The organism is Oceanithermus profundus DSM 14977 (assembly GCF_000183745.1).
Classification (GTDB): domain Bacteria; phylum Deinococcota; class Deinococci; order Deinococcales; family Marinithermaceae; genus Oceanithermus; species Oceanithermus profundus.
Genome location: NC_014753.1, coordinates 114,960 through 135,351, shown reverse-complemented (window position 1 = coordinate 135,351; position 20,392 = coordinate 114,960). Strand labels below are relative to the sequence as shown.

At 65.0% G+C, this 20,392-nt stretch carries 24 protein-coding genes and 1 CRISPR repeat array; of the genes, 21 read left to right on the top strand and 3 right to left on the bottom strand.

Features of this window, described 5'->3' with window-relative positions; genetic code table 11:
* Positions 1-25 precede the first annotated feature (25 nt).
* Positions 26-362: direct repeats of the CRISPR family, unit length 29 nt; unit sequence GTTTTCCCCGCGCGTGCGGGGGTTGGTCG.
* 79 nt (positions 363-441) lie between these two features.
* From OCEPR_RS12055 to OCEPR_RS12045, 3 genes are all read left to right on the top strand, one after another.
* On the top strand, positions 442-1,347 hold the full coding sequence (locus OCEPR_RS12055) for a DUF72 domain-containing protein (RefSeq protein ID WP_013449818.1): 906 nt from the start codon (positions 442-444) through the stop codon (positions 1,345-1,347).
* A gap of 64 nt (positions 1,348-1,411) precedes the next feature.
* Positions 1,412-2,041 (top strand): hypothetical protein, encoded by a 630-nt coding sequence (locus OCEPR_RS12050; RefSeq protein WP_187288521.1) that lies wholly within the window; start codon positions 1,412-1,414, stop codon positions 2,039-2,041.
* 2 nt (positions 2,042-2,043) lie between these two features.
* Positions 2,044-2,712: a hypothetical protein gene (locus OCEPR_RS12045; protein ID WP_041554967.1), complete on the top strand. Its 669-nt coding sequence runs from the start codon at positions 2,044-2,046 to the stop codon at positions 2,710-2,712.
* A gap of 7 nt (positions 2,713-2,719) precedes the next feature.
* Here the strand turns inward: OCEPR_RS12045 and OCEPR_RS12040 are convergent, their stop codons facing one another.
* Positions 2,720-3,757 carry a tyrosine-type recombinase/integrase gene (locus OCEPR_RS12040; protein WP_013449816.1) on the bottom strand — a complete coding sequence of 346 codons (1,038 nt, stop codon included), beginning with the start codon at positions 3,755-3,757 and terminating at the stop codon, positions 2,720-2,722.
* A 420-nt stretch (positions 3,758-4,177) separates the two neighbouring features.
* Positions 4,178-4,381, bottom strand: coding sequence for a hypothetical protein (locus OCEPR_RS12920; protein ID WP_148229370.1), 204 nt, complete (start codon positions 4,379-4,381; stop codon positions 4,178-4,180).
* A gap of 252 nt (positions 4,382-4,633) precedes the next feature.
* Here OCEPR_RS12920 and OCEPR_RS12035 point away from each other — a divergent pair, with 252 nt between their 5' ends.
* The 4 genes from OCEPR_RS12035 to OCEPR_RS12015 all read left to right on the top strand — a co-directional run bounded on the left by OCEPR_RS12035 (position 4,634) and on the right by OCEPR_RS12015 (position 7,834).
* Complete coding sequence (locus OCEPR_RS12035) at positions 4,634-5,569, top strand: hypothetical protein (protein WP_013449815.1); 936 nt, start codon at positions 4,634-4,636, stop codon at positions 5,567-5,569.
* Position 5,570: 1 nt separating this feature from the next.
* Complete coding sequence (locus OCEPR_RS12030; protein WP_013449814.1) at positions 5,571-6,113, top strand: metal-binding protein; 543 nt, start codon at positions 5,571-5,573, stop codon at positions 6,111-6,113.
* 589 nt (positions 6,114-6,702) lie between these two features.
* Positions 6,703-7,056, top strand: coding sequence for an MbcA/ParS/Xre antitoxin family protein (locus tag OCEPR_RS12020; protein ID WP_013449813.1), 354 nt, complete (start codon positions 6,703-6,705; stop codon positions 7,054-7,056).
* Positions 7,057-7,183: 127 nt separating this feature from the next.
* A complete protein-coding gene (locus OCEPR_RS12015) occupies positions 7,184-7,834 on the top strand; it encodes a hypothetical protein (protein WP_013449812.1) in 651 nt (216 codons plus the stop codon).
* A 42-nt stretch (positions 7,835-7,876) separates the two neighbouring features.
* Here the strand turns inward: OCEPR_RS12015 and OCEPR_RS12010 are convergent, their stop codons facing one another.
* Complete coding sequence (locus OCEPR_RS12010) at positions 7,877-8,260, bottom strand: hypothetical protein (RefSeq protein WP_013449811.1); 384 nt, start codon at positions 8,258-8,260, stop codon at positions 7,877-7,879.
* Between the two features lie 198 nt (positions 8,261-8,458).
* On the opposite strand from OCEPR_RS12010, the gene OCEPR_RS12005 reads away from it, so the two are divergent.
* From OCEPR_RS12005 to OCEPR_RS11935, 14 genes are all read left to right on the top strand, one after another.
* The gene (locus OCEPR_RS12005) at positions 8,459-8,956 is read left to right on the top strand and encodes a hypothetical protein (protein ID WP_013449810.1); all 498 of its coding nucleotides are present in this window, start codon (positions 8,459-8,461) and stop codon (positions 8,954-8,956) included.
* A 579-nt stretch (positions 8,957-9,535) separates the two neighbouring features.
* Positions 9,536-9,877, top strand: coding sequence for a hypothetical protein (locus tag OCEPR_RS11995; RefSeq protein ID WP_013449809.1), 342 nt, complete (start codon positions 9,536-9,538; stop codon positions 9,875-9,877).
* A complete protein-coding gene (locus OCEPR_RS11990) occupies positions 9,867-10,334 on the top strand; it encodes a hypothetical protein (RefSeq protein WP_013449808.1) in 468 nt (155 codons plus the stop codon). The genes OCEPR_RS11995 and OCEPR_RS11990 overlap by 11 nt, the downstream gene beginning before the upstream one ends.
* Before the next feature lie 25 nt (positions 10,335-10,359).
* The gene (locus tag OCEPR_RS12690; RefSeq protein WP_013449807.1) at positions 10,360-10,584 is read left to right on the top strand and encodes a hypothetical protein; all 225 of its coding nucleotides are present in this window, start codon (positions 10,360-10,362) and stop codon (positions 10,582-10,584) included.
* Positions 10,585-10,699: 115 nt separating this feature from the next.
* Positions 10,700-11,560 carry a thermonuclease family protein gene (locus OCEPR_RS12435; RefSeq protein ID WP_049773629.1) on the top strand — a complete coding sequence of 287 codons (861 nt, stop codon included), beginning with the start codon at positions 10,700-10,702 and terminating at the stop codon, positions 11,558-11,560.
* Between the two features lie 11 nt (positions 11,561-11,571).
* A complete protein-coding gene (locus OCEPR_RS11980) occupies positions 11,572-12,573 on the top strand; it encodes a hypothetical protein (RefSeq protein WP_013449805.1) in 1,002 nt (333 codons plus the stop codon).
* A 25-nt stretch (positions 12,574-12,598) separates the two neighbouring features.
* Entirely contained in the window at positions 12,599-13,639 is a 1,041-nt protein-coding gene (locus OCEPR_RS11975) for a hypothetical protein (protein ID WP_013449804.1), read from the top strand.
* Positions 13,640-13,699: 60 nt separating this feature from the next.
* Positions 13,700-14,449 (top strand): Rad52/Rad22 family DNA repair protein, encoded by a 750-nt coding sequence (locus OCEPR_RS11970; RefSeq protein WP_013449803.1) that lies wholly within the window; start codon positions 13,700-13,702, stop codon positions 14,447-14,449.
* A gap of 550 nt (positions 14,450-14,999) precedes the next feature.
* Complete coding sequence (locus tag OCEPR_RS11960; RefSeq protein WP_013449801.1) at positions 15,000-15,470, top strand: hypothetical protein; 471 nt, start codon at positions 15,000-15,002, stop codon at positions 15,468-15,470.
* Between the two features lie 15 nt (positions 15,471-15,485).
* Positions 15,486-16,109 carry a hypothetical protein gene (locus OCEPR_RS11955; protein WP_013449800.1) on the top strand — a complete coding sequence of 208 codons (624 nt, stop codon included), beginning with the start codon at positions 15,486-15,488 and terminating at the stop codon, positions 16,107-16,109.
* Between the two features lie 64 nt (positions 16,110-16,173).
* Positions 16,174-16,692, top strand: coding sequence for a RuvC family protein (locus tag OCEPR_RS11950; protein WP_013449799.1), 519 nt, complete (start codon positions 16,174-16,176; stop codon positions 16,690-16,692).
* An 89-nt stretch (positions 16,693-16,781) separates the two neighbouring features.
* Positions 16,782-17,597, top strand: a complete 816-nt coding sequence (locus tag OCEPR_RS11945; RefSeq protein ID WP_148229367.1) for a phage NrS-1 polymerase family protein — start codon at positions 16,782-16,784, stop codon at positions 17,595-17,597.
* Between the two features lie 105 nt (positions 17,598-17,702).
* Positions 17,703-18,599 (top strand): hypothetical protein, encoded by an 897-nt coding sequence (locus OCEPR_RS11940; RefSeq protein WP_222829140.1) that lies wholly within the window; start codon positions 17,703-17,705, stop codon positions 18,597-18,599.
* 71 nt (positions 18,600-18,670) lie between these two features.
* Complete coding sequence (locus tag OCEPR_RS11935) at positions 18,671-20,383, top strand: GspE/PulE family protein (protein ID WP_013449796.1); 1,713 nt, start codon at positions 18,671-18,673, stop codon at positions 20,381-20,383.
* Positions 20,384-20,392: the final 9 nt, after the last annotated feature.

Genomic DNA, 20,392 nt, shown 5'->3' with positions numbered 1-20,392 from the left:
AGCAGAAATGAACAAAGCGGTCGCAGTTTTCCCCGCGCGTGTGGGGGTTGGTCGGCCTCAAGTTTGAGGGACTCGCCGGCCTCGAGGTTTTCCCCGCGCGTGCGGGGGTTGGTCGCCGCGCACTTCGTTCACGCCGATCTGCAGCAGCGTTTTCCCCGCGCGTGCGGGGGTTGGTCGAACAGGACCGACTTATGCGCTTTATTGGTGTTGTTTTCCCCGCGCGTGCGGGGGTTGGTCGGAGGTAAAACCACTGTCGATGATCCAATAGCTCGTTTTCCCCGCCCGTGCGGGGGTTGGTCGCTTGCCATAGCTGCACCAAGCGCGCCCATCTCTGTTTTCCCCGCGCGTGCGGGGGTTAGTAAATTCGAAGCAATAGCGTTTGAAGTAGTTTTTCGTCTTCCCCGCGCATGCGGGGGCTGGAGTAACGTATTTAGCAAGACCATGATCCGCGTCGGCACCGCTTCCTGGACCGACCCGACCCTCCTCGAGGCCGGGTGGTATCCGCCAGGGGTGAAGAACGACGCCAAGAAGCGGCTGCGCTACTACGCCGAGCGTTTCAACACGGTGGAGGTGGACAGCACCTACTACGCCATCCCGCGGCGGCGCGTCGCCGAGCTATGGGTTGAACGCACTTTAGACCTGGACTTCGACTTCAACGTCAAGGCCTACAGCGCCCTGACCCGCCACGGCGTCGAGGCCCGGGCGCTGCCCAAGGACCTGCGGGCGCTCTTGCCCAACCCCGAGGCGACGGGCAAGGTGCCCCAGTCGCAGCTGCCGCCGGAACTGGTGGAGGAGACCTGGCGGCGCTTCTTCAAGGCCCTGGAGCCCCTACGGGACGCGGGCAAGCTGGGCTACACCCTCTTCCAGTTCCCGCCCTGGTTCAAGCCCTCGGAGGATACCTACGGCTACCTCAAGGAGGTGGCCACCCGCGCCCAGGGTGCCGGACACCTGCCCGCGGTCGAGTTCCGGCACGCAAGCTGGTACCGCGAGGACGTCTGGCCCGAGGTGCGGAAGCTCCTCGAGGAGTGGGGCCTGGTTCACGTGGTCGTGGACGCCCCGCGAGCCAAGGGGGCGCCGCCGCTGGTGCCCGAGGTCACCCACCCCGAGGCCTCGGTGTTGCGCTGCCACGGCCGCAACGCCGAGACCTGGTGGGCGAAGACGAAGATTGCCGCGGAGCGGTTCGACTACTGGTACTCGGAGGAGGAGATCGACGAGCTCGTCGAGGTGGCCAAGAGCAAGCTCGAGCCCAAGGTAAAGCGCCTCTACGTGATCTTCAACAACAACTACGGGCTCGAGGGGGTGGCCGCGGCGCATATGTTCATGGAGCGGGCGGGGCTTAGGCGCTGAGCCAAAGCGGCCTGTCCTGAACACTTCCGCGGCCGGGGTGGTGGTAGAAAGAATCATGCCATTCTTGCTTTACGAAAAAACCGGAGAAGGGGACAACCTTGACGTGCTTGAACAGCGCGGAGGGGTCACGTTCGGTGGGAACAGTAAGGGGTTACTTCTCAAGTACCTGGTACACAGGGGAACCCTCGAGAGGGCAAGGAGCTCCGTCCAGGGATCCAAGAAGCCTTACTTCGACGACTTCCTAGCCGCCGACCTGCTCTCATTCCAGGGGCACGATCCCGACTCGCACCGGCTGGTGATCGACCTCAAGCCCAGAGCCAAGGAGAACGTTTCCCTCTACGAGGTGCGCGAGCTCTGGGTGGCCATCAACGAGACGTGGACGCCGATCATGCTGCGAGTCCACCCCCTCTTCATGGACGAGAAGGTCGAAAAGGGGAGGGAAGGGGAGTGCAAACGGCGCATCCTCGTGGACCCCGATCGTGACGCTGGGTACCCGATCCACGACATCATCTATTTGTCCGGCGGCTACGAGAAGGGTTCCTGGAACCCATCGCGCCTCGGGCAGTACAGCGCCGCACTCCTGTTCCCCGAGGTCGCTGAGCACTTCTCCAGGGTGATGCTCGAGAACCTGGACAGGTACGGCAGCAAAACGACGTCCCTGAGCATAAACCGCCTGGGGTGCAAGCAAGACTAGGGATGGGCGCGGTAGCCGATTGGATCGTGGCGCTCGCGACCCTGGCCCTGGCCACTTTCGCGGCGGCTCAGATCTGGTTGTCCAGGAAACAAAGCGAGGACAACAGTCGCCAGCTCGCTCTTCTTCGCGACCAGACGGAGCTCTTGCGCCGGCAAACGGAGCTGATCGTCAAGGCCCGGCAGCCAAAGGTGTCGGTCCGGCTCCTGAAGACCGACGAACACCCCTACGTGCGCGGTTACGTCCGTAACGACGGGCTCTACCCGGTGACCTGGTACGGAGGCTTCGTCGCTCCCTGGCCCGAAGGGGTGGCCGACCCGTCCGAACTCAAGATGGAGAAGCCATTTGGCATTCCATCGCTCGAGCCCCACCGGGAGTGCCGCGGGCGCACTCTCGAAGAAGACGACCTACTCGTCTTGCGGCCCAACGAAGAGTGGTGCTTCGACCTCATCGGCGCCGACAACATCCTCTACCACTACCGCAAAAACCCCATGAACGACAAGGTGCGCCTCGCCGTCGTGCTCATGGTGGGTTACCCGCCCAGCCCCACGGGAACCGTCCACATCATCTATCCCGCGAACTTCTACATGCCGCCCGACAGCGACCGTTTCTCCATCCTCGTGCTGCCTCGCACGCCCCTGTACGTGGACGGGGAACGCGAGATCGAGCCATAGGCGTCGATCACTTTTCGCCCAGCCCTTCGACGACCGCCCTGAGCCGCGACCGGTCCATCTTGGCGTACACGGTGGAGGTGCCGACGTTCTCGTGCCCGAGGAGTGCCGCCACCACGTGGATGTCCCTCGAGGCCTGGTAGAACCGGGTGCCGGCCAGGTGGCGCAGGGTGTGGGCCCCGCGGTAGCGCTCGGGGAAACCGAGTTCGCGGTAGTAGCCCTCGAGGAACCTGCGAATCGAGTGGGCTCTGAGCCGCCTTCCCTTGGCCTTGCGCCCCCCGAGGTTGACGAAGAGGGCCTCTTCGCCGGGGGCGGCGTAGGCGCGGCGGACCCCCAGCCACTCGACCAGGGCAGAGGAGAGGGCCCGGGTCATCGGAACGGTCCTCTGCTTGCCCCCCTTGCCGGCGCGGACGACGACCACGTGCTCGCCAAGGTCCACGTCCTTCACGTCGAGGGCCTCCACCTCGGCGATGCGGAGTCCGGCGTCGCCCATCAGCCTGATCACCGCCCGGTCGCGAACCTGCTGAGCCTCGTCTCCGGAGAGGTGTTCGAGCAGTCTTATATATAGAGGATAGGGAAGCGCTGGCCTACGTTCGCTCCTGGGGGTCGGATCCCGGGGCGCGCGCACCTCGGCCGCCGGGTTCTTGGCCACGGCGCCGGCCCAGACCAGCGCCCGGTAGAAGGCCCGCAGGCCCGAGAGGTAGGCGGCCGCGGTCGAGGGGCTGAGCGGCCAGGGATTCTCGCTCAGGTGGCCGCCCCGGTCGAGCAGGTCCGCGAGCCAGCGGTCGACGTCGTCCTCCGTGGCCTTCAGCAGCGGGACCTGCGGGGCCTCCACCTCCGGTGGCCAGGCCCAGGCGATCCAGTCGCGCACCGCCAAGCCGTAGAGCTGGTAGGTCCTGAGCGAGGTGCGGCTTCTTTGCCGCCCCTTGGTCATCATGTAGTAGGCCAGCAATCGTAACAACAAATCGACGTCGCGCTCGTTCGCCGCTCCAAGCGCCCAGCGCCGGCGCTTCGCCGGGTCGTCCCATGCTGGCGTGGGCACGAGCATGGGTCCAGGATAGCACGAAATGTTCACTAACAAGTATTAGTGGACATTTCGAGAGAGGGTTTTCGCGGGGCTTTCTGGCTTGGTAAAACCTGCTATCGGACCCTGCTCTTGGGGTGACCAGGAAAAGTCAGGGGTGTGGGGCCAGGCCTCGGGGCACCAAGGCAGACCGGCGTTATGTCGCCTGACCGCTACGGCCCCTAGGGTTTGGCCATGAGCAACATACACATCGTTATATCGACCGAGAGCCCCACGACCATAGAGGTCTCCACGAGTGGCTGTGAACACGGTCGGGCTTGCACTTCTCGTACGAGCGTGCTCGAAGTGGCGGTGCCCGGGCCAGACGGTCAAGCAATCGAGCGCGAAGGCGGATGCGGGGTCCGGGTGCGGGTAACGTGCGCCCGCTGCTGCGGACTAGGGTGCTCAACTGCCGAAGAGCCGCGTGTGCTTGATGAAAACCAAGAGCACCTGAAGGACGACGGCCAAGAACTGGAACCGCGGTGGCTTTTGCCCGCTATCATCCGGGCAGCCAAATACCTCTTCTTCTGCTTCATACTCCAACTTGAATACTGGACCAATATCAATCCGGAATTTTTGTTTTGCTTTCCTCATTTTTGCTTTCTCCACTATTTATTATACTGTATTGGAATTTACAATAGACTAGTTCTCGGGCGTTGAATTTCGCGCCCAAACCCGGCTGCCCCCACCCCGCCCTGCTGGGACCCACGGGTGGAGTACCGAACTACTCGAGCAGGCGAGTATCCCTAGCAAAACCCTCAACGATTGACGGCTAGCGTCTGAAACGGGGAAAAGGCCCCCATCCGAAGACCCAGCTTCGCTAGGGTGTAGGCACACTGTTGCCGCTTCGAGGAGTCCGCCATGCACGAAACGACTGCCGACACCATCTCCCACCTCGCAACGAACGCCCCGCAAGACTGGCCCCCGATCCCTTTCAACGAAGACGCGAAGTCCCTGACCAAACTCCACCTGCTCACCGCCCTCGAGGCGGGCCTGCGTACGGCGCCGGGTTTCCGGGTTTCTGCCCAGGAGCATCTCGAGTTTTTCGATCGCGGAATGCTGCGCATCGATGCCGTCGTCGAAGGTCCCTCCGGGCGTTGGCCGGTCTTTCTCTACCCCGAAGCGAACGAGGCGGCCGCGCGCCACTTCCTCGCCGTGACGCGGTACCGCCCACTCAGCCACCGCATCGGGTCGCCAGTCTACCTTGCCCGCACTCCCCTACCCAACGTCGAGCAGGCTCTATCCCTGAACGAGGTCCTGCGCATGGACCAACTCCCGCTGGCCCTCTCCCCCTTCCCCCAACCCGGCCGCTACGCCATGTGGTTCGCTTCGCCGAACGACCCCGTCTTCACCACCAGCCCGGTTGTGGGGTTGATCGACGATTACTACCGAAGAACACGTGGCCTCGAGGGCCGTCTTTTCGCCGAGTTCCTGGTAGATGCTGAGATTACCAAAGGTCTGGACGAGGCCTTGGCCACGGTGCACCAGCTTGGAAGTCGCCGATTCATTGCTACCGCAGTCGGGCCCTCGGGGGGCACCGTCGCGATCTCCTACACGACAGACCGGGGTTTGCGAATCCACGTTCACGAGCGCTACGCCGCCCCTGAATACCTGACCGCAGTCTGGCGCATGATGCTCCTCTTCGCCCGTGCCCGTCTGCCCAAAGCCGACCCCGCGGCCGCGGCGAGAAGCGAGCCCTACCGCTGGTGGCGCCGAACCCGGCGCCGTGCCGCCGAGCAGGCTACGCAACTCAACATGATCCAAGCCGTGGGGAACCTTAAGGTTCAAGGGGGTTGAGTTGCCCCGCGGGCCGGTCCACGAAAGCGTCAACCTAACGGCCCTCGCTCTGGGCGTCATCGCCTACCACCGGCTAGTGCCAGAAGGGAGCGCCGCGCTGCCCCCAGGCACCCTCGAGGGGTTCGTCGCCGGCTACCTGCTGGGCTCGCTGTGGATCACCCCCGACCTCGACCTGGCCGAGCGGAAGAACACGCCCCGGCCCGCGCGGCTTTGGGGGTGGCTCCGGCTCCTCTGGATTCCTTACGGCCGGCTCTTCCGTCACCGGGGCCTGTCGCACACCTGGGTGGTTGGTCCGATCACGCGTATCTTGTACTTAGTCCTTATCCTCGAGGGGGTTCTCTATGGTTTGTCCCTCCTTCCCGGGATGGGAACGACCCTCGAGCCGTTGACCACAACTAAATGGCTCCTCTCCCCTGTCGGGGGCGCGGGGCTTGCGGGATACTTCGTTGCGCAGTGGCTTCATCTGGTCCTGGATCGGGCGTTTGAACCTCGCCGGCGCAAACGGACGCCGGGGGCGCGCGGGCGCCAAAGCGGAGCGGCGTGACCCCGGTGCCAGCATAGCGGATACGGCGGATTCGACCTCCTTGGTGTTGTTGTCCCTTGCGACGAATTACCCGAATCAGCCCGGCACCTACAGGGTCAAGGTACAGGTGGGCAGCACGCGGCTGCTGCCTTCCCCGCGAAGCATGCGCTGGAGGGCGCTACTCGAGATCCCGCTCTTCGGCAAACCAGCCAAGGGGGTACCCATGACTCGCGACCCGGCATGGTTGCCGGGTCGCAGCGAGAGGTCGAGCGCTGGCGGGGCGCTAGTCGAGCTTGGGATCGTCCGTAACGTGAGAGATCCGGGTACCATCAATGTTCACGTCTATGGTGCTCCCCGTAGAACTCGATGGGCGCATCGTGACGTCGATGGGTACCCCAGGGACGACCTCACCTCGTATCGTAGTAGCCTTACCATCTTTGCTCTGGGCAACCTCAACGTTGCCGCCCACGAGATTGGCCAGAAACTCCGGAAGCGGCATGCCCTTATCCGACATCGACATCCCCCCTTGCTTATGTTTCCGTAATAATTATACCACGCGACAGTAGGCAATCGGACCGTAGTAAGGTAATGGCAAGGGAGTGACTAGGTCGTGCTGACCCCGGTGAAGGAACTGCGCAGCAAGCGCGGGCGCTACGACACCCGACGCATCGCCGACTACCTGGGGATCCCCCTCAAGCAGGTGGCCGAAGCAACGCGGGTGAGCCGGCAGCTCCTCTATCAGCACCCCGACGCGCCGAAGGCGCAGGCACGGGCCGCGGCGATCGAGCGCATCATCGCCGACCTCCAGACCCTCTACGGCTCGCCCGAGGCCGTCCGCGCCTGGATGAAGACGCCGGCGCCGGTCTTCGGTGACCAGACCGCCTGGGAGATGATCCGCCTCGAACCCCAGGGCCTCGAGGCGGTCGAGGCCTACGTCGAGAACCTCAAGGAAGGTAACCCGTGAACCGGAGGCCGCTCGCGAAGGCCCTGGCCAGCGCCAGGGTTGTTCCTTTTCGGGAACCGCCTTCGCGGAACGAACGACCCTCTTCCGCACGAGACCTGGTGTAACTTCGAACGAACGGGCGATTCCAATGGACAAGGAGAAGGACGATTTCATCGACATGGGGGCCGTGGCCGCGCGGCTGCACCACGAGGTGCGCTACCTCGAAGCCATGCGCCTGTTGCGAGAGACCTTCGAGGTGGACGAGGAGGAGATGCTCGAACGGCTGGCCGCGCTCTTCGGCTACGAAAGCGCAGGGAGGCTCCCCGCGCCGAAGTCCAAGTACGACCTCGAGGTCGACGAGCAGATCGTGGCCTGGTACGGGCTCGAGCTGCTGGTCTTCACCTTCGCCCACCCCAGCGCAAGGAAGGGGCACACGCCGGCCTACTACGTGCCCGACGTGAACCCTTTCCTGATGGACCTGGACCGCCTCGACGAGCCCACCCCCGGCTTCGTGCTGGCGTTTCCCCTCAAGAAGACGGAGGTCTACAAGAAGGAGTTCAACCTTCCCCTCCTGCGCGTCTCCCTTTCGAAGATGGAGGACGCCCTCGCCGTGGGGGTGTGGTTCATCCGCTGCGACGAGTCCGAGGTCGACTGGATCTTCCACGGCATCTCGGGTGAAACGAGCGGTGCCCTCGAAAAGAAGGTGCGTGAACACGGAGGGATCCGCATCCCCAGGGGCAACGAGGACGAGATGGTCAAGATCGCCGAGCGGGTTTGCAAGGAGCGGAACAGCGCCTAGCCTGGCGACCAAAAAGAAGAGGGGCCCGTAGGGGCCCCTCATTCAACGCTCCATGGGGTAGGCGGTCACAGGGTAGAGCCGCATACCCCGGGGGAGCTGGTCACGCTCTCCCCGCAGGTGCTCCTCGAGCACTTTCTTCACACCCTGCGGGGAGAGCCCGTAGGCGCCGACCACATCGAAGACCGCCTTCCAAGGCTGGTCCTTGACGTTGCCGGTGTAGATGGCCCGAGTGCCCTCGAGCCTGACCTTCGCGTCATGGACGCGAAACCAATCGAGGACCTCCCACACGAGGTCCTCTAACGTCTCCACCGCGACTCCAGTCGCCGCGGCAAAGATCTCGATTCGCCGCCGAATCTCGGCGGCCTTGTCTTCGTGGCGGCGGGATGCCCGGCCGCCACGTCCGAACCGTCCGATCCGGTTCTTCATCCTTTCCTCCACGGCCCACGGGTACCCACCCCGGAGGCCAAACACAGTTGCTTGACCCCGGGTCGGGTCCCCTGTTCCAGGCCGGGGGATGCCTTCCTTATCAACGTCCGCGAGCCCTTGCAGGCTCGTTTTCAGCCTAGCGATTTCGATGAAGGGGTTGGGCGGGTTTTCCCTGCCCCTCGCGAGAAAGGAGGAGTTATGCACGACAACGAGTTGTTGCCCGACATAGACGGCTTGCTCGAGGACAGCGCCGTCCCCGAGTACGACCCTCGGGAGGTTTACCAGCGCGCCCTGGCCGAGCTCCAGGCCGTACCCGAACCCCCCTTCGACCTGAAGATGACGCAGCTCTCGGGCGAGCAGCTTGCCGAGGTGATCACCCGCTTCGGTGCCTACCTGGCTTTCCTTGAAGAAAAGATCGGGCGCTGGAGTGCGCTGAAGGAGGCCTACGCGCACGACCTCGAAGTTACCGAAGCCCGCCTCTACCTGACCTTGCGCCAGGAGAAAATGACCGAGAAGGAGCGTGAGGCCAGGATCCGCCAGGACAGCCTGCACAAGAGCATTGCCCGTAGCCTCGCGCGCTACCGCGCCTACCTCGCGATCGCCCTGGGGCGCAGGAAGGCCTACCTCCACCTTCTCGAGGCCGCCAAGAACGAGGCGCTGCGCAGGAACATGGCGCTCAAGTACGGGGTGGAGTAGCTTGGTTCAGCCCTACACTTTTCGCACCCATCCCACCCCGCTTGTCTCCTAACCTCGATCTATGGGTTTCGCAGCGGTGCTTGCCCCTCTACGTAACGTTTTCGTTCCGTTACGGTTGTACCATAATGCCATGGGGAACACGGCGCCCTCCGTTGAGGTAGAGGATTCGAGCTACGTTCTTCTCGATTCGGACGGGGCCTGCATCGTTGCGGAGCCCGGTACCTATACCCGGATTTCCACCATGGCCGAGTCCGGGCGTCTCGAAGTGCGGCTTGGGCTCCTCGATGGAGTCGAGGTTGCGTTGCTGGGTGATGGCGGGCGGCCGCGATGCGCGCTGAAGGTGCGCATGCTGGATGCTCATGGATGGGAACCGGCGCCGCGGCTACGACCGCTATTCGTGGGTGCGTACCTGGGTGGTGCGTTCGTCCGGCGGGAACTCGGGTTACTCGAGTTCGCCCCCAACGAGGCGAGCTCGAGTGGGCCGTTGCCGAACCAGCCAGGCTTGGGGTTGACCTCCCCCATCGAAGATGCCTGGATTGCGGCAAGGACGCGTTACCTCGTCGTGGGGGCGCCGTTCTAATGGACGCTTCGCTCGCTAGTGTGTTGATCCGCCTGGGTGAACTTGGCGTGACCTTGCGCGCGAAGGAGGGCCAGCGGCTTTCAGCTACGCCGGCCGGGCTGCTCACCGAGGAAGACCTCGAGGCCATGCGCCCATGGGCCGACACGCTTCGGATGCTCAGCCGGCGCCCTTTGACGCCGTGGCGAAGCCTCGCCCTGGGCAAGGCGCTCGAGGGCGCCGACCCGGAACTCGAGGCCAAGCTGGCCCGGGTTGTAGAGACGTTCAGCGTCGTGGGGGTCTCCGACGCCCGCGACCCAAGACTCTTCCCCACGGGGAGATGGAGGGCTTTGTATGGCGACTAAGCAGCAGATCGACAACTGGGTGCCGCGCCTGCGGCTGGTCCTGGGCAAAGGAGGAATGAACGAAAGTGGCCCCAAGGCCTTGCTCCAGCGCGCCCGTGCGCTGGGTGCGCGCAGCATCGGAGTGAACGCCGTGGGCGGCCGGTTGGAGGTCGTCTTTCATGGCCTCGGCCGGGAGGCGCTTCCCAAGCTGACCCAAGGGATCTCCAACTGGGCTGCGATCGAGTATCCCAAGCCCTACACGCTGATGCTGTACGTCAAGACCGAAGATCGTGAAGCCCCGGCCGTTTCCGAAGTGAACGCCGAGCTGTTGCTGGATCTTGGGGGCATGGGCATCAGCGATGCGCTGGCGGGCTTCACCTGGTTCGAAGCTCCAGATGCGGCCTGGGCCGAACAGGCCAAGGAGGCCTTCAAGCGCGCTGCGCAAACCCCCACGCGCCAGGTCCATGCTCAGGGCTAGGCAGCTTCTAGCGAAAGGAGGCGACATGAGCCTCGAAGGCAGCCAGAAACTCGCAGAAATACAGGCGCGGGGCTTCCGGGTAGGTTACGAACGACACCCCAGCGGTGGATGGTGCGCGAACGCGCTCTACGACGACCACATCATGTATGTCGGCGCGGGACCGACCAAAGAAGACGCGCTCGCCGACCTGCACTGGCAGGTCGCGACAAGGGCATCACGCCGCGCAGGTGTGGAGCGTGCAGCCTCCTAGCACCCCACACCTCAGACAGGGCGGCAGCGCTTCGACCTGCCGCCCCTACTGCACCCCGTAACAGTTCTGAAGGATGACCCAAACCCCGGCTTCTTGGACTCTATCCTTGGAGGAGATGATGCGAAACCTGTTCTTCGTCTTCGCCTTCCTGCTCACGCTCAGCGCGTGTAGCCAGGCGGCCCCGCCCAGCATCCTGATCGCCGGCGCCCTCGAGGGACCCTACCCGGTCACCTACGTCTACGACGGCGACACCATCGAGGTCGCCAGCCAGGAGAAGGTGCGGCTGGTGATGATCGACACCCCCGAGAGCAGCGACAACCAGCGGACCTCGGACCCGCTGGAGATCGAGCTGGGGAAGAAGGCCAAGGCAGCCCTCGAAGGGCTCCTCGACCGCGGGGGCTACCGGGTCTACCTCGAGCGCGTGGGCATCGACCGCTACGGGCGCACGCTCGCCTACGTCTATGTGGACTACCAGCCGGGCACCGCGGCCTGGATCTCGAAGGACGGCCGCGCCTACACTTCGCTCAACTACGAGCTGGTGGCGAGCGGCTGGGCCGAGGTCTTCGTCCTCGACCACGACCGCTACCTCCCCTACTACGACGCCGCCCAGGCGAAGGCCCGCGAGGAGCTCCTGGGGGTGTGGGCCGCCTACGCCCAGACCGAGCAGGAGGCCCAGGGGCTCCCGGTACGGATCAAGTGCGCGGTCTACAACCCCGCAGGCCCCGACGCCGGCCGCGAGGAGATCTGGCTCGAGGTCACCCGGGCGGTGGACCTCGACGGCTGGGAGGTGGGCGACGACGACGGGTTGCGCATCCCCCTGAGCGGCCAGGCCACGCCGGGCACGCTCGCCATTCGCATCGAGGGGCGGCCCGAGCTCAGCAACAAGGGCGACACCGTCCTGCTGTGGCGGAACGGGGAGGTCGTCGACCGGTTCAGCTACGAAGGGAGGAAGGGCCAGGAGAAGGCCTGTAGATGAAAGGAGATGCGATGAAACGACGTGCGCTGACCTCGATGCTGGTCCTCACGCTGCTCGCCGCAGCCCTTTCGGGCTGCGGTACCCCTTCCGACACCACCGGCACGGACTCGGCCGCGGGCGCCGACCCCTACGCCAACGTGCGCCCCTATGCCGAACGGGCCCTCGCCCTGGCCACGATGCAGTACGGACTTGCGGTGATGGCCACGGTGGGAACACCGGACTACTACCCACCCGTCGACTTCGGGGCGTTCACGCTGGAGCGCCATACCGTGACCTGGCTCGGGATCTTGGGGGTGGAGCCTTCCCCTGCCCTACCGCCGCAAGGAACGGTGATGACCTTGCGAAGCGGCGACGGGGACGGGGACGGCTACGCCTGGGCCATCCGAACCTACGACCTCAGCGGCCAGCTTCCCAGCGGGGCATACTTCGCACTGAGCGGCGCCGCGGGGCTGGGCGAGCTCTCCGGGGACTACGACGCCAACGTCGTCAGTCAGAGTTTCGATGCCGCCGCCGAGGGGGGTCCGCTGATCCTCCAGGTCACGGCTCCCGAGGGGGACGAGGTGGCGCGCTGGGGGATCTCCGAGATCACGCGGGTCTCCTGGACGCAGTCGCCGCTCGCCATCGAATACCTGCCGTCCATGCTGGTCGACGTGGAGCAGCAGGGCCAGCAGGTGGGGCGGGTGGAACTGGGTTACTCGGCGGACTGGGGGCCCGTGCAGGCGACGCTCGAGCCCGCGGCCCCCACCGGAGCGGGCAACACATACTGGGTGCTCCCCTCGGGGAGGCTGACCTTCGGGATCTCGGAGGGTGCGACCGCCTACGGCCCGGTCGAGCTGATGCCGGTCGTCCCGGCCGCCAGCCCCTTGCTCCTCGATCCGAGTTGTTCGGAAAACGGCGGGTTGACCGCTGGCCTCACGGCGGGCAAGGTCTACTACCTGGACCCGAGCGGCAACGCCGTGGCCCTGGTGACGATCCAGGGTTGCGGCCAGTACGAGGTCGAAACGTTCTTCTAGGCAGCAACCAGACGAAGGAGGGATCATGAAGCGATACGTTTTCGGTTTCCTGGTGTTCTCGGTACTCACGGCCCTCTTGCTCGCCGGGTGCGGCGGCACCGCCGGCGTCGATGGCGGCACGGGCGGGACGGACGGGTCGAGCGTCACCCCGCCCCCGGTCGAGGTCCCGACGGTCTCGATGAACGACGTGGAGTTGCAGGCCTTCCTGGGCGAACGCCTCGTCGAGATCACGGTCGGCCAGGCCGGGCTGATCCTCACCGCCGCGAGCGGCGCCCACGCCTACACCGACCTCGGGATCGACGTGGCCACCGCGGGGATCGTCGAAGCGCTCGGGTTCGACCTGGCGGCCCTGGGCCAGGATGGCTGCACCGTCGACGTGCTGCTCGAAGGGGACCAGGACGGCGACGGGTTGCCCTTCCGCGGCTACGAGCTCTCTTGTGGCGGCACTAGCGGCGCGTACGGCTACGCCGTGACGGGGGCGATCGACAGCGGCGACCGCTGGGACAGCGACCCGGCCGACACCGGTTTCTGGGTGGTCCCCTCGGCGCTCTCCCCTGCCCCGCTCCAGGTGACGATGGCCGATAGCAACACGCTGGGCCGGGTCGTGAGCGCCGTGACGGTTCCCTACCTCGCCGCGCCCAGCGCCCCGACCGCGTCCTTCGGGTACACGGCCTACGGCGTCCTCATGGCGGGATTCCTCGGCACCGACTCGCAGACGAAGGTCGTGGGGATCGCGCCGGACAGCGCGTACGGCAACTTCGACACCGACCACTTCCGCTACGACGCCGACGACCCGCAGGACCCCTGGCTAGGCGGCACGGTCACGCCACTGCCCGACGTCCTCTACAAGTGGACCTACGGTACCGACGGCAGCACGCCGCTCCAGATCGACTTCCACATGGAGGCCGTCCCGGGCGACCCGCTGCACTGGTCGCGCGCCTGCGCGAGCAGCCAGGGGCGCTACGGCTTCGACAGCGGGGGCGTGCACTTCGTGGCCACGGACGGCACGCTCCTGGCTACGGCGCAGTTCGCCGGCTGCGGCCGCCCTGCGGTGACGCTCTACTGAGAAAGGAAGGCAAGACGTGAGGCCGGCCCAGAAGGGCCGGCCTTTCCATTGGAGGTGAACGTGGACTGGAACGAAGTGAGGAAGCGACTCAAGGAGCCCTTCCCCGACGACGCAATCTCCTGGGTGCCCGTGCAGGAGAGGAAGGACAAGACCCGGGCCCAGATTGCCCCCTACGTCGAGCGCTGGCGCATCGAGGAGCGCCTCGACGAAGTGGTCGGGGTCGAGAACTGGCGCGCCGAGTACGAGCACGTCCAGCTCGGGCCCGACGATTTCAAGGTGCGTTGCCGCCTCACGGTGCTGGGCGTCACCAAAGAGAACGTGGGCGAGTGGTCCACGCTTTCCGGTGCCTACACCAAGGCCTTCCGGCGGGTCGCCGAGAACTTCGGGGTCGGCCGGCACGTGCGCGACCTCGAGCCGGTATGGGTGAGCAAGGGCAAGGACGGCAAGTACCGACCCCCGAAGAAGCTCAAGGGGCGGATCGTAACCGAGCCCACCGAGGAGGACCTGGCCGCGAGCGAGCGCGCGCCCGCGTCGCAGGGGCGCAGGCCCGCGGCGGTGCGCCCCCCGGAGGCGAAGCCCAAACCCACCGCGGACAGCGTCCGGGCGGAGGACTCCCGGGCCACGGCAGCGGCCAAGGTCGACCCCATCGAACTGATCAACCAGCTCGTGGCGAGGCTCAAGAAGCAAGGCAAGGGGGCGGCGGCAGCCCGGATCATCACCAAGCACGGCGGTTACGGGAAGACGCCGGAGGAGCAGCGGGCCCTCTACGGAGAGTTGCGGCGCCTGCTGGTGGAAGATGAGGCGGCGTAGGTCGTCATCGACGGAAACCAAAAGGTAGACCCCCTGGCTTTTGCCAGGGGGTCAACGGCCCTACCGCACAATGTAGCGCGCGTAGTACGCGCGCCCATCACGGGTGCGTCCGCGCACCCACACCTCGTCCTCGGGAGCGGGGCGCCCCTCGAGGGCGAAGTCCTCTCCCCTTTCGAGGAGAACCTCATGCGCCGCCTCCGAAGAGACGGCGCCCAGATAGACGGCCTCGCGAGCGTCAACGAGCTCGCGAGCCTCAGCAACGTTTGCAGCAGGAAAAATCATTCCTTACCTCCCGAAGGAGGCCTGTCCCCGGGGCAGGGGCAGGCCTCCGAAAAGACCTGCCCCCGCCCACGGGGCTTCTATCTTCCTGCGCACCAGGGCGGGCCACCCCGGTGCGTGCATCTTGTCAAGAACCCAGGCCGCGGGGCCGTCGCGACCTGCCTTCATTGTAGAATCCGAGCTTAACCGCAACAAAGGGGTTTCCCGCATTGCCAGTCAGCGGTTCGGTTTAAACCGCCAGCGTAGTGTGGGAATGTTGCATCATGAGCTTATGAGCGAGAAACTCCCCGCCACGTGGGAAGCCATGTTGCTCGAATGGCTGGCCCAAGGCATGCCCGGCCCCGGTTTCGAAAACTGGGCAAAGGAGCACCTGGCCAACGCCTCCCTCAAGAAACCGCCCCCCACCAAAGTGCGCCTTAGCGACCGGGAGTATGACGTTTCGAACCCGCGCACCTTCCACGAGCTCTTCGACCGGGCCGCTACTGCCGCCCTCGAGAACGAGGATGTGGGCAACCGACTCGCTGTAATGGCTTCCAACGTCCAGCGCGCTCACCTTGCCTACCGCGCCGCCTTGCTCGTTTACAAAGCTCGGGCGTATGGCTACCGCGATGCGGACTTGCGTGAGGGGTTCCGCCAGCTCGTGATGCTCTCCTTGCGTGGAACGCAGTTCTTACTCCGGCACCTAGGCGGCCCGAACTGGGATCGCGAACTCATCGAGGTCGAGGACGACCCCCAGACTTGAACCAAAGGAGGAACGATGAAGCGTCGATGGATTCTCTTGCTCGCGCTGCTCGCCGGGCTTTTTGCCTCTTGCTCGCTTAACGAACAGACCTTCCCCATCATTGGGGAACCTGTTCAGCAAGAGGCCGTCTTCGAGCAGTACGTCCCCACGCTGGTCGATAGCATGACGCTTTCACTTGACGGCCAGTTACCGGACCAGCGGGGCATGATCTTCGAATACGATGCGCCTCAAACGCTGCTGCGCCCTTCGAAGTTGACGCTCAACCTGAAAGCTCAAGCGCGCCTCGACTTAGCTTGCGCAGATCTTACCGCAGGGCGCTTGCAAGTCCAGGCCTACCTGGGGCCGCCCGATACCCTGTGGCAAAACCCCCTCGGTGACGAGATCACGTGGGACCTGACCGCAAGCACCCCTCTCGAGTTGGACTTTGCGACCGAACTTAGCACGGAACAACGGGACGCCGTTCTGAGTGGAACGCTGGCGCTCGGCTTCACCATCCGCTCCAATCCCGACCTAACGATCGCACCCAACCGCACCGCGACTTGCACGACTCAGGGGCCGGACGGCTCCGATTACACGCGCGTGCTCTTCCGTTTCCTCTACGAAGTCCCCGAGCTCTCGCTTACGGCCCAGATCTTCTAACCCCCTTAAGCAGCTAAGCCAACACCCCCTCGGTCTGAGGGGGTGTTCGACTTGGAGGTAGTCCATGATCCTCGGTATCGACCCTGGCAGCAAAAAGATTGGGCTGGCTGCCCTTCAGACCCATCCGCGCCCGCGGGTCTACAAAAGCCGCGTGCTTCCTGTGAAGAACTTGACTCAGCTTGGTGACTGGATCGAGGAGGCCTCGCTCGTCGTCCTCGAGCGCCCGGTGCTCAAGGGCCTCCTTACGAAGGGCTCCCGCAACAAGGCCCGCACGCCCGAGGGCGCGCAGCACCTCTACGACATGGCCGCGCTCAACCTGACCTACGTGCGGATCCGGCAGATGGTAATCGAAAGGGGGGTGCCCCTGCTCGAACCCGTGGGGTACTACAGCGGCCACAAGGGGGAGCGTACTTGGCTCCACAAGCTGACTGGCCTACGGCGCCCTTCGCGCTCGGACGTTCGTGCTGTCATCGAAAATCGTTTCGGCCTGCCGGGCAGCTTGCAGGAGGACTTACTGGACGCAACTGGTCTAGCGCTCTACGGAATGGTGATTCAGCACGAAGAGGCGCCCATTCCCGCGTGACCGAGCGCTAGGGTAGTGGCGTGAGCGCCGAAGCCCGATTCTCTCCGCCCCCCGTTGTGCCTGAGGAACTACGCAGATTGCGTAGATGGGTGGTCTGGAAACTGCAACACCGCGAGTCCAGCAAGAAGCCTACGAAGGTGCCATACCGCGCCACCTTGAAGGGGCGCGTGCTGGCAAGCAGCACCAACCCGGACAGTTGGTCCAGCTACGCCCACGCCGTCTTTGTGGCGCAGCGGGGTGGTTTCGACGGCATCGGCTTCGTCTTCGCGGGCGACGGCATCGTGGGCGTAGACCTCGACGGCGTACGTGACCCCGAGACCGGGAGGCTGGACGCCTGGGCCGAGGAGATCGTCGTGCGCCTTGGTTCCTTTGCCGAGGTCTCCCCTAGCGGCCGCGGGCTTCATATTTTTTTGCGCGGGGAGATCCCGGGCGAACGGCGGCGGCGAGGCCCAGTCGAGGTATACGAAAAGGATCGTTTTTTTACCTTCACGGGCGCGGTCGTCCCCGGTGCACCCCACACCATCAACGCCGATCCCGACGCCCTGGCGTGGCTGTACCAAACCTATCTCGACCCACCCCAGGAACGGAAGCCGCCCAGCAGCAGGTCTCTAACCAGCACCTACGAGCCGGCCGATGATCAGGTGGTGCTCGAGCGCATGTTCAGAAGCAAGCACGGGGAGCGGAACCGCGCCCTTTGGGAAGGTCGCTGGCAGGAGCTGGGCTACGCCAGCCAGTCGGAGGCGGACCTGGCGTTCTGTAACGCCCTGGCCGTATTCACCGGGGGGGACTTGGCGCAAATGGATCGCCTCTTCCGCCGTTCTGGCCTGATGCGAGAAAAGTGGGACCGCAAGACCGGCGGAGAAACCTACGGCGAGATGACCCTAAAACGCGCCCTAGGGGCATGACCGACCTGCTAGCGTAAAAGTGCCCCCGACGGCGCCGGCGCGCCGGAGGGGGCAGGAAGCCCACCCCGGTTGTGCCGACAATTCACCCGTCGGGGTGGGAGGAAGATGATGCAAGCGTTGAAGAGCAGAGAAGTGGAAGCCCTCCTCAGGGAGGGGCAAACCGGGGGATTCAAGACCCCCGAGCAGGTGCTCGAGCGCCTGCGTGGGCTGTTGCGGGAAGGTACCCGCAACGGCCGGCTGGTCTGGGCGACTCTCGTCGCCTGGGCCGATCGGGGCTACGTCCCCGAGGCGTCCAAGCTGGACCCCACCGTGCTCGCGGCGCTTCTGCGCGCGGTGCGTGGCGTTCAGGTCCAGCGCCGCAACAAAGACGGGGGGGTGGCCCCCAAGAGCCGCCCCGCCGGGCTGCGCGATCTGCGCGGCCGGGAGATGCGGGTCGATCCTGCGGACCGGATCGACCAGGCGCCGAAGTGGAACGAGCCCGACCCGCTCACGCGGGCGGGTGTGCGGGCCCTCGACGGCCTCGTGGTCGAGGAGCTCCGGGAGATCAACGACGGCGAGTCGGTCTACGTCTCGTCTTCCCAGAGCATGATCTCGGAGGGCGTCCGCGAGCAGCTCGAAAGCGTGGGCATCTACGCGGCGCCCACCACCCGTCGCGAGGTGGCGGCGCTCCTCCGGCACGTCGAACAGCGACTTGCGCTGCTCGATGGTAAGGTCCTCGAGGACTTCGACCTCGCCGTACAGGCGGAGGAAGAAGCCGTAGGCATCGAGGGCCTCAACGACGCCTCCGCGGAGGAGCTCTGGGAGCAAATGGGCTCTTCCAAGGAGGACGTGGCCAAGGGTGCAACGGCCGTTAGCGGCGGCCTGGACCCTAAGGCCGAGGCCGAGCTGCTCAAGTGGGTGGCCAACTACCTGCGCGAGCGGCTTGACCGTATCGACGAGGGCCGCCTGGTCGGCCTCCAGGTTCGCGACCTAACGCGAACCGGAGAGGTGGTCCTTCGTTAGCGGCGGGCCCCTTCGGGGGCCCGCACACTTTTTCCTCCCAATGCCGCCGGCCGGCTAACTAGAATGGCCGCGTGCAGACCTTTCGGCGCAATCCCTCGTCCCGGGCTACGAAGCTAATCGGTATCCTTCGCGAGCTCGGCCTTCCCGATGAGGTAGCAGAATCCTTGACCGGAAAGTCCCCGGAGGAGATCCTCCAGTCCGGGGACGTGCCGGAGGAGCTTCGCTACCGCGCACTCGCGCAAATGTACGGGATGCCCTTCGTCAACCCCGACGAAACGCCTCCCGATCAACGCGTCATCGGCTTGCTTCCCAACACCCTGATCTCGTCCTTCAATGTCTTTCCGTTCAGGCTCGAAGGCAACGAGCTATGGGTTCTCACCGCCACGCCCGGCGACTTGCAATCGCTCAACGAGGTTCGCCAGGTATTGTCGCGGGAAAATCGGCGCCTCAAGCCTGCCGTGACGACGCCATCGGCCTTGAAGCGCCTAATCGAGCAGCACCGCATGCGCAACGTAACGACCGAGCAGTTGCGCCAGTATTCGGAAACCCGCAAGCAACAGAAAGAAACTCCCGCCGGGACGCCCAAGCCCCAGACGGACGAGGGGCCCATCGCCGCATACGTCAACGGCCTGATTCGTAATGCGATCCTCCACGGGGCCTCGGACATCCACATCGAACCCACGGGTGATACTCTCCGGGTCCGCATGCGGATCGATGGCAGGCTCGCGGTTATCGACGAAAACGTTCCGCCGAACCTGGCTCCGGAGGTCATTACTCGGATCATGATCATGGCGGACATGGACATCGCAGAGCGCCGCATCCCCCAAGACGGGAGGATCACGTTCCGCGACGGGGAGCACGAAGTCAACTTGCGCGTCAACACCGGCCCCGTCAAGGTGGGTCATAAGGCCGGGGAGTCGCAGCAGGTGGTCATGCGCCTGCTGCCGCGCGAGGACGAGATTCCCAAGCTCGAGGACCTCGGCTTTCTACCTGACGTCCTCGAGCAGTTCGAGAAAGCGGCCAGCGCGGCGAACGGCCTGATCCTCGTAACCGGCCCCACAGGTTCGGGAAAGTCGACTACGTTGGCGGCCATCGTCAACGAAATCGCCACCGACGAGAGGAAGACGATCTCGGTGGAAGACCCCGTGGAGTACCAAATCCCCGGGGTCGTGCAAACGCAGGTCAACGAAGCTGCGGGATATACCTTTGCGGTCGCGCTGCGGAGCTTCCTCCGCCAGGACCCCGACGTGATCTACGTGGGCGAGATCCGCGACCCCGAAACGGCCAGCATCGCCATCGAGGCCGCGCTTACCGGCCACCTCGTCTTCGGTACCCTGCACACCAACGACGCCGTAGAGGCGGTCAGCCGCCTTGAAAAACTGGGGGTCGAGCGCTTCAACCTCAGCTCTTCGCTGCGGGCCGTACTCGCGCAGCGCTTGGTGCGAAAGGTTTGCCCCCGTTGTCGTGCGCCCCATCCCGAGGCGGAGCGCTACGCGCGGGTCATGGAGCAGGAACTGGGCACCAAGGTCGACCCAGCAAAGATCACCAAGGGCCGGGGCTGCCCGCACTGTCGCAACACGGGGTACAAGGGCCGCACCGCCATTCACGAGTTTTTCGTGGTCGACCGGGAGATCGCCCAGGCCATCGCCCTGGGCGAGGACACCACGTTGTTGAGCGATCGGGCAATCGCGCGCGGCATGCGGACGCTGCGCAAGGACGGTTACCTGAAGGTCCTCAATGGCTTGACCACGCCAGAAGAAGTGATCGCAGCGTCACTCGAATAAGGCACAAAA

Bases quoted from the DNA above. Each gene is read 5' to 3' on its own strand.
- OCEPR_RS12035 (WP_013449815.1), top strand. From the start codon at position 4,634: ATGCACGAAACGACTGCCGACACCATCTCCCACCTCGCAACGAACGCC.
- OCEPR_RS11955 (WP_013449800.1), top strand. From the start codon at position 15,486: ATGAAGCGTCGATGGATTCTCTTGCTCGCGCTGCTCGCCGGGCTTTTT.
- OCEPR_RS11975 (WP_013449804.1), top strand. From the start codon at position 12,599: ATGAAGCGATACGTTTTCGGTTTCCTGGTGTTCTCGGTACTCACGGCC.
- OCEPR_RS11950 (WP_013449799.1), top strand. From the start codon at position 16,174: ATGATCCTCGGTATCGACCCTGGCAGCAAAAAGATTGGGCTGGCTGCC.
- OCEPR_RS11980 (WP_013449805.1), top strand. From the start codon at position 11,572: ATGAAACGACGTGCGCTGACCTCGATGCTGGTCCTCACGCTGCTCGCC.
- OCEPR_RS12045 (WP_041554967.1), top strand. From the start codon at position 2,044: ATGGGCGCGGTAGCCGATTGGATCGTGGCGCTCGCGACCCTGGCCCTG.
- OCEPR_RS11995 (WP_013449809.1), top strand. From the start codon at position 9,536: ATGGACGCTTCGCTCGCTAGTGTGTTGATCCGCCTGGGTGAACTTGGC.
- OCEPR_RS12690 (WP_013449807.1), top strand. From the start codon at position 10,360: ATGAGCCTCGAAGGCAGCCAGAAACTCGCAGAAATACAGGCGCGGGGC.
- OCEPR_RS12435 (WP_049773629.1), top strand. From the start codon at position 10,700: ATGATGCGAAACCTGTTCTTCGTCTTCGCCTTCCTGCTCACGCTCAGC.
- OCEPR_RS12040 (WP_013449816.1), bottom strand. From the start codon at position 3,757: ATGCTCGTGCCCACGCCAGCATGGGACGACCCGGCGAAGCGCCGGCGC.
- OCEPR_RS11990 (WP_013449808.1), top strand. From the start codon at position 9,867: ATGGCGACTAAGCAGCAGATCGACAACTGGGTGCCGCGCCTGCGGCTG.
- OCEPR_RS12005 (WP_013449810.1), top strand. From the start codon at position 8,459: ATGCACGACAACGAGTTGTTGCCCGACATAGACGGCTTGCTCGAGGAC.
- OCEPR_RS12055 (WP_013449818.1), top strand. From the start codon at position 442: ATGATCCGCGTCGGCACCGCTTCCTGGACCGACCCGACCCTCCTCGAG.
- OCEPR_RS11940 (WP_222829140.1), top strand. From the start codon at position 17,703: ATGATGCAAGCGTTGAAGAGCAGAGAAGTGGAAGCCCTCCTCAGGGAG.
- OCEPR_RS11960 (WP_013449801.1), top strand. From the start codon at position 15,000: ATGAGCGAGAAACTCCCCGCCACGTGGGAAGCCATGTTGCTCGAATGG.
- OCEPR_RS12010 (WP_013449811.1), bottom strand. From the start codon at position 8,260: ATGAAGAACCGGATCGGACGGTTCGGACGTGGCGGCCGGGCATCCCGC.
- OCEPR_RS12015 (WP_013449812.1), top strand. From the start codon at position 7,184: ATGGACAAGGAGAAGGACGATTTCATCGACATGGGGGCCGTGGCCGCG.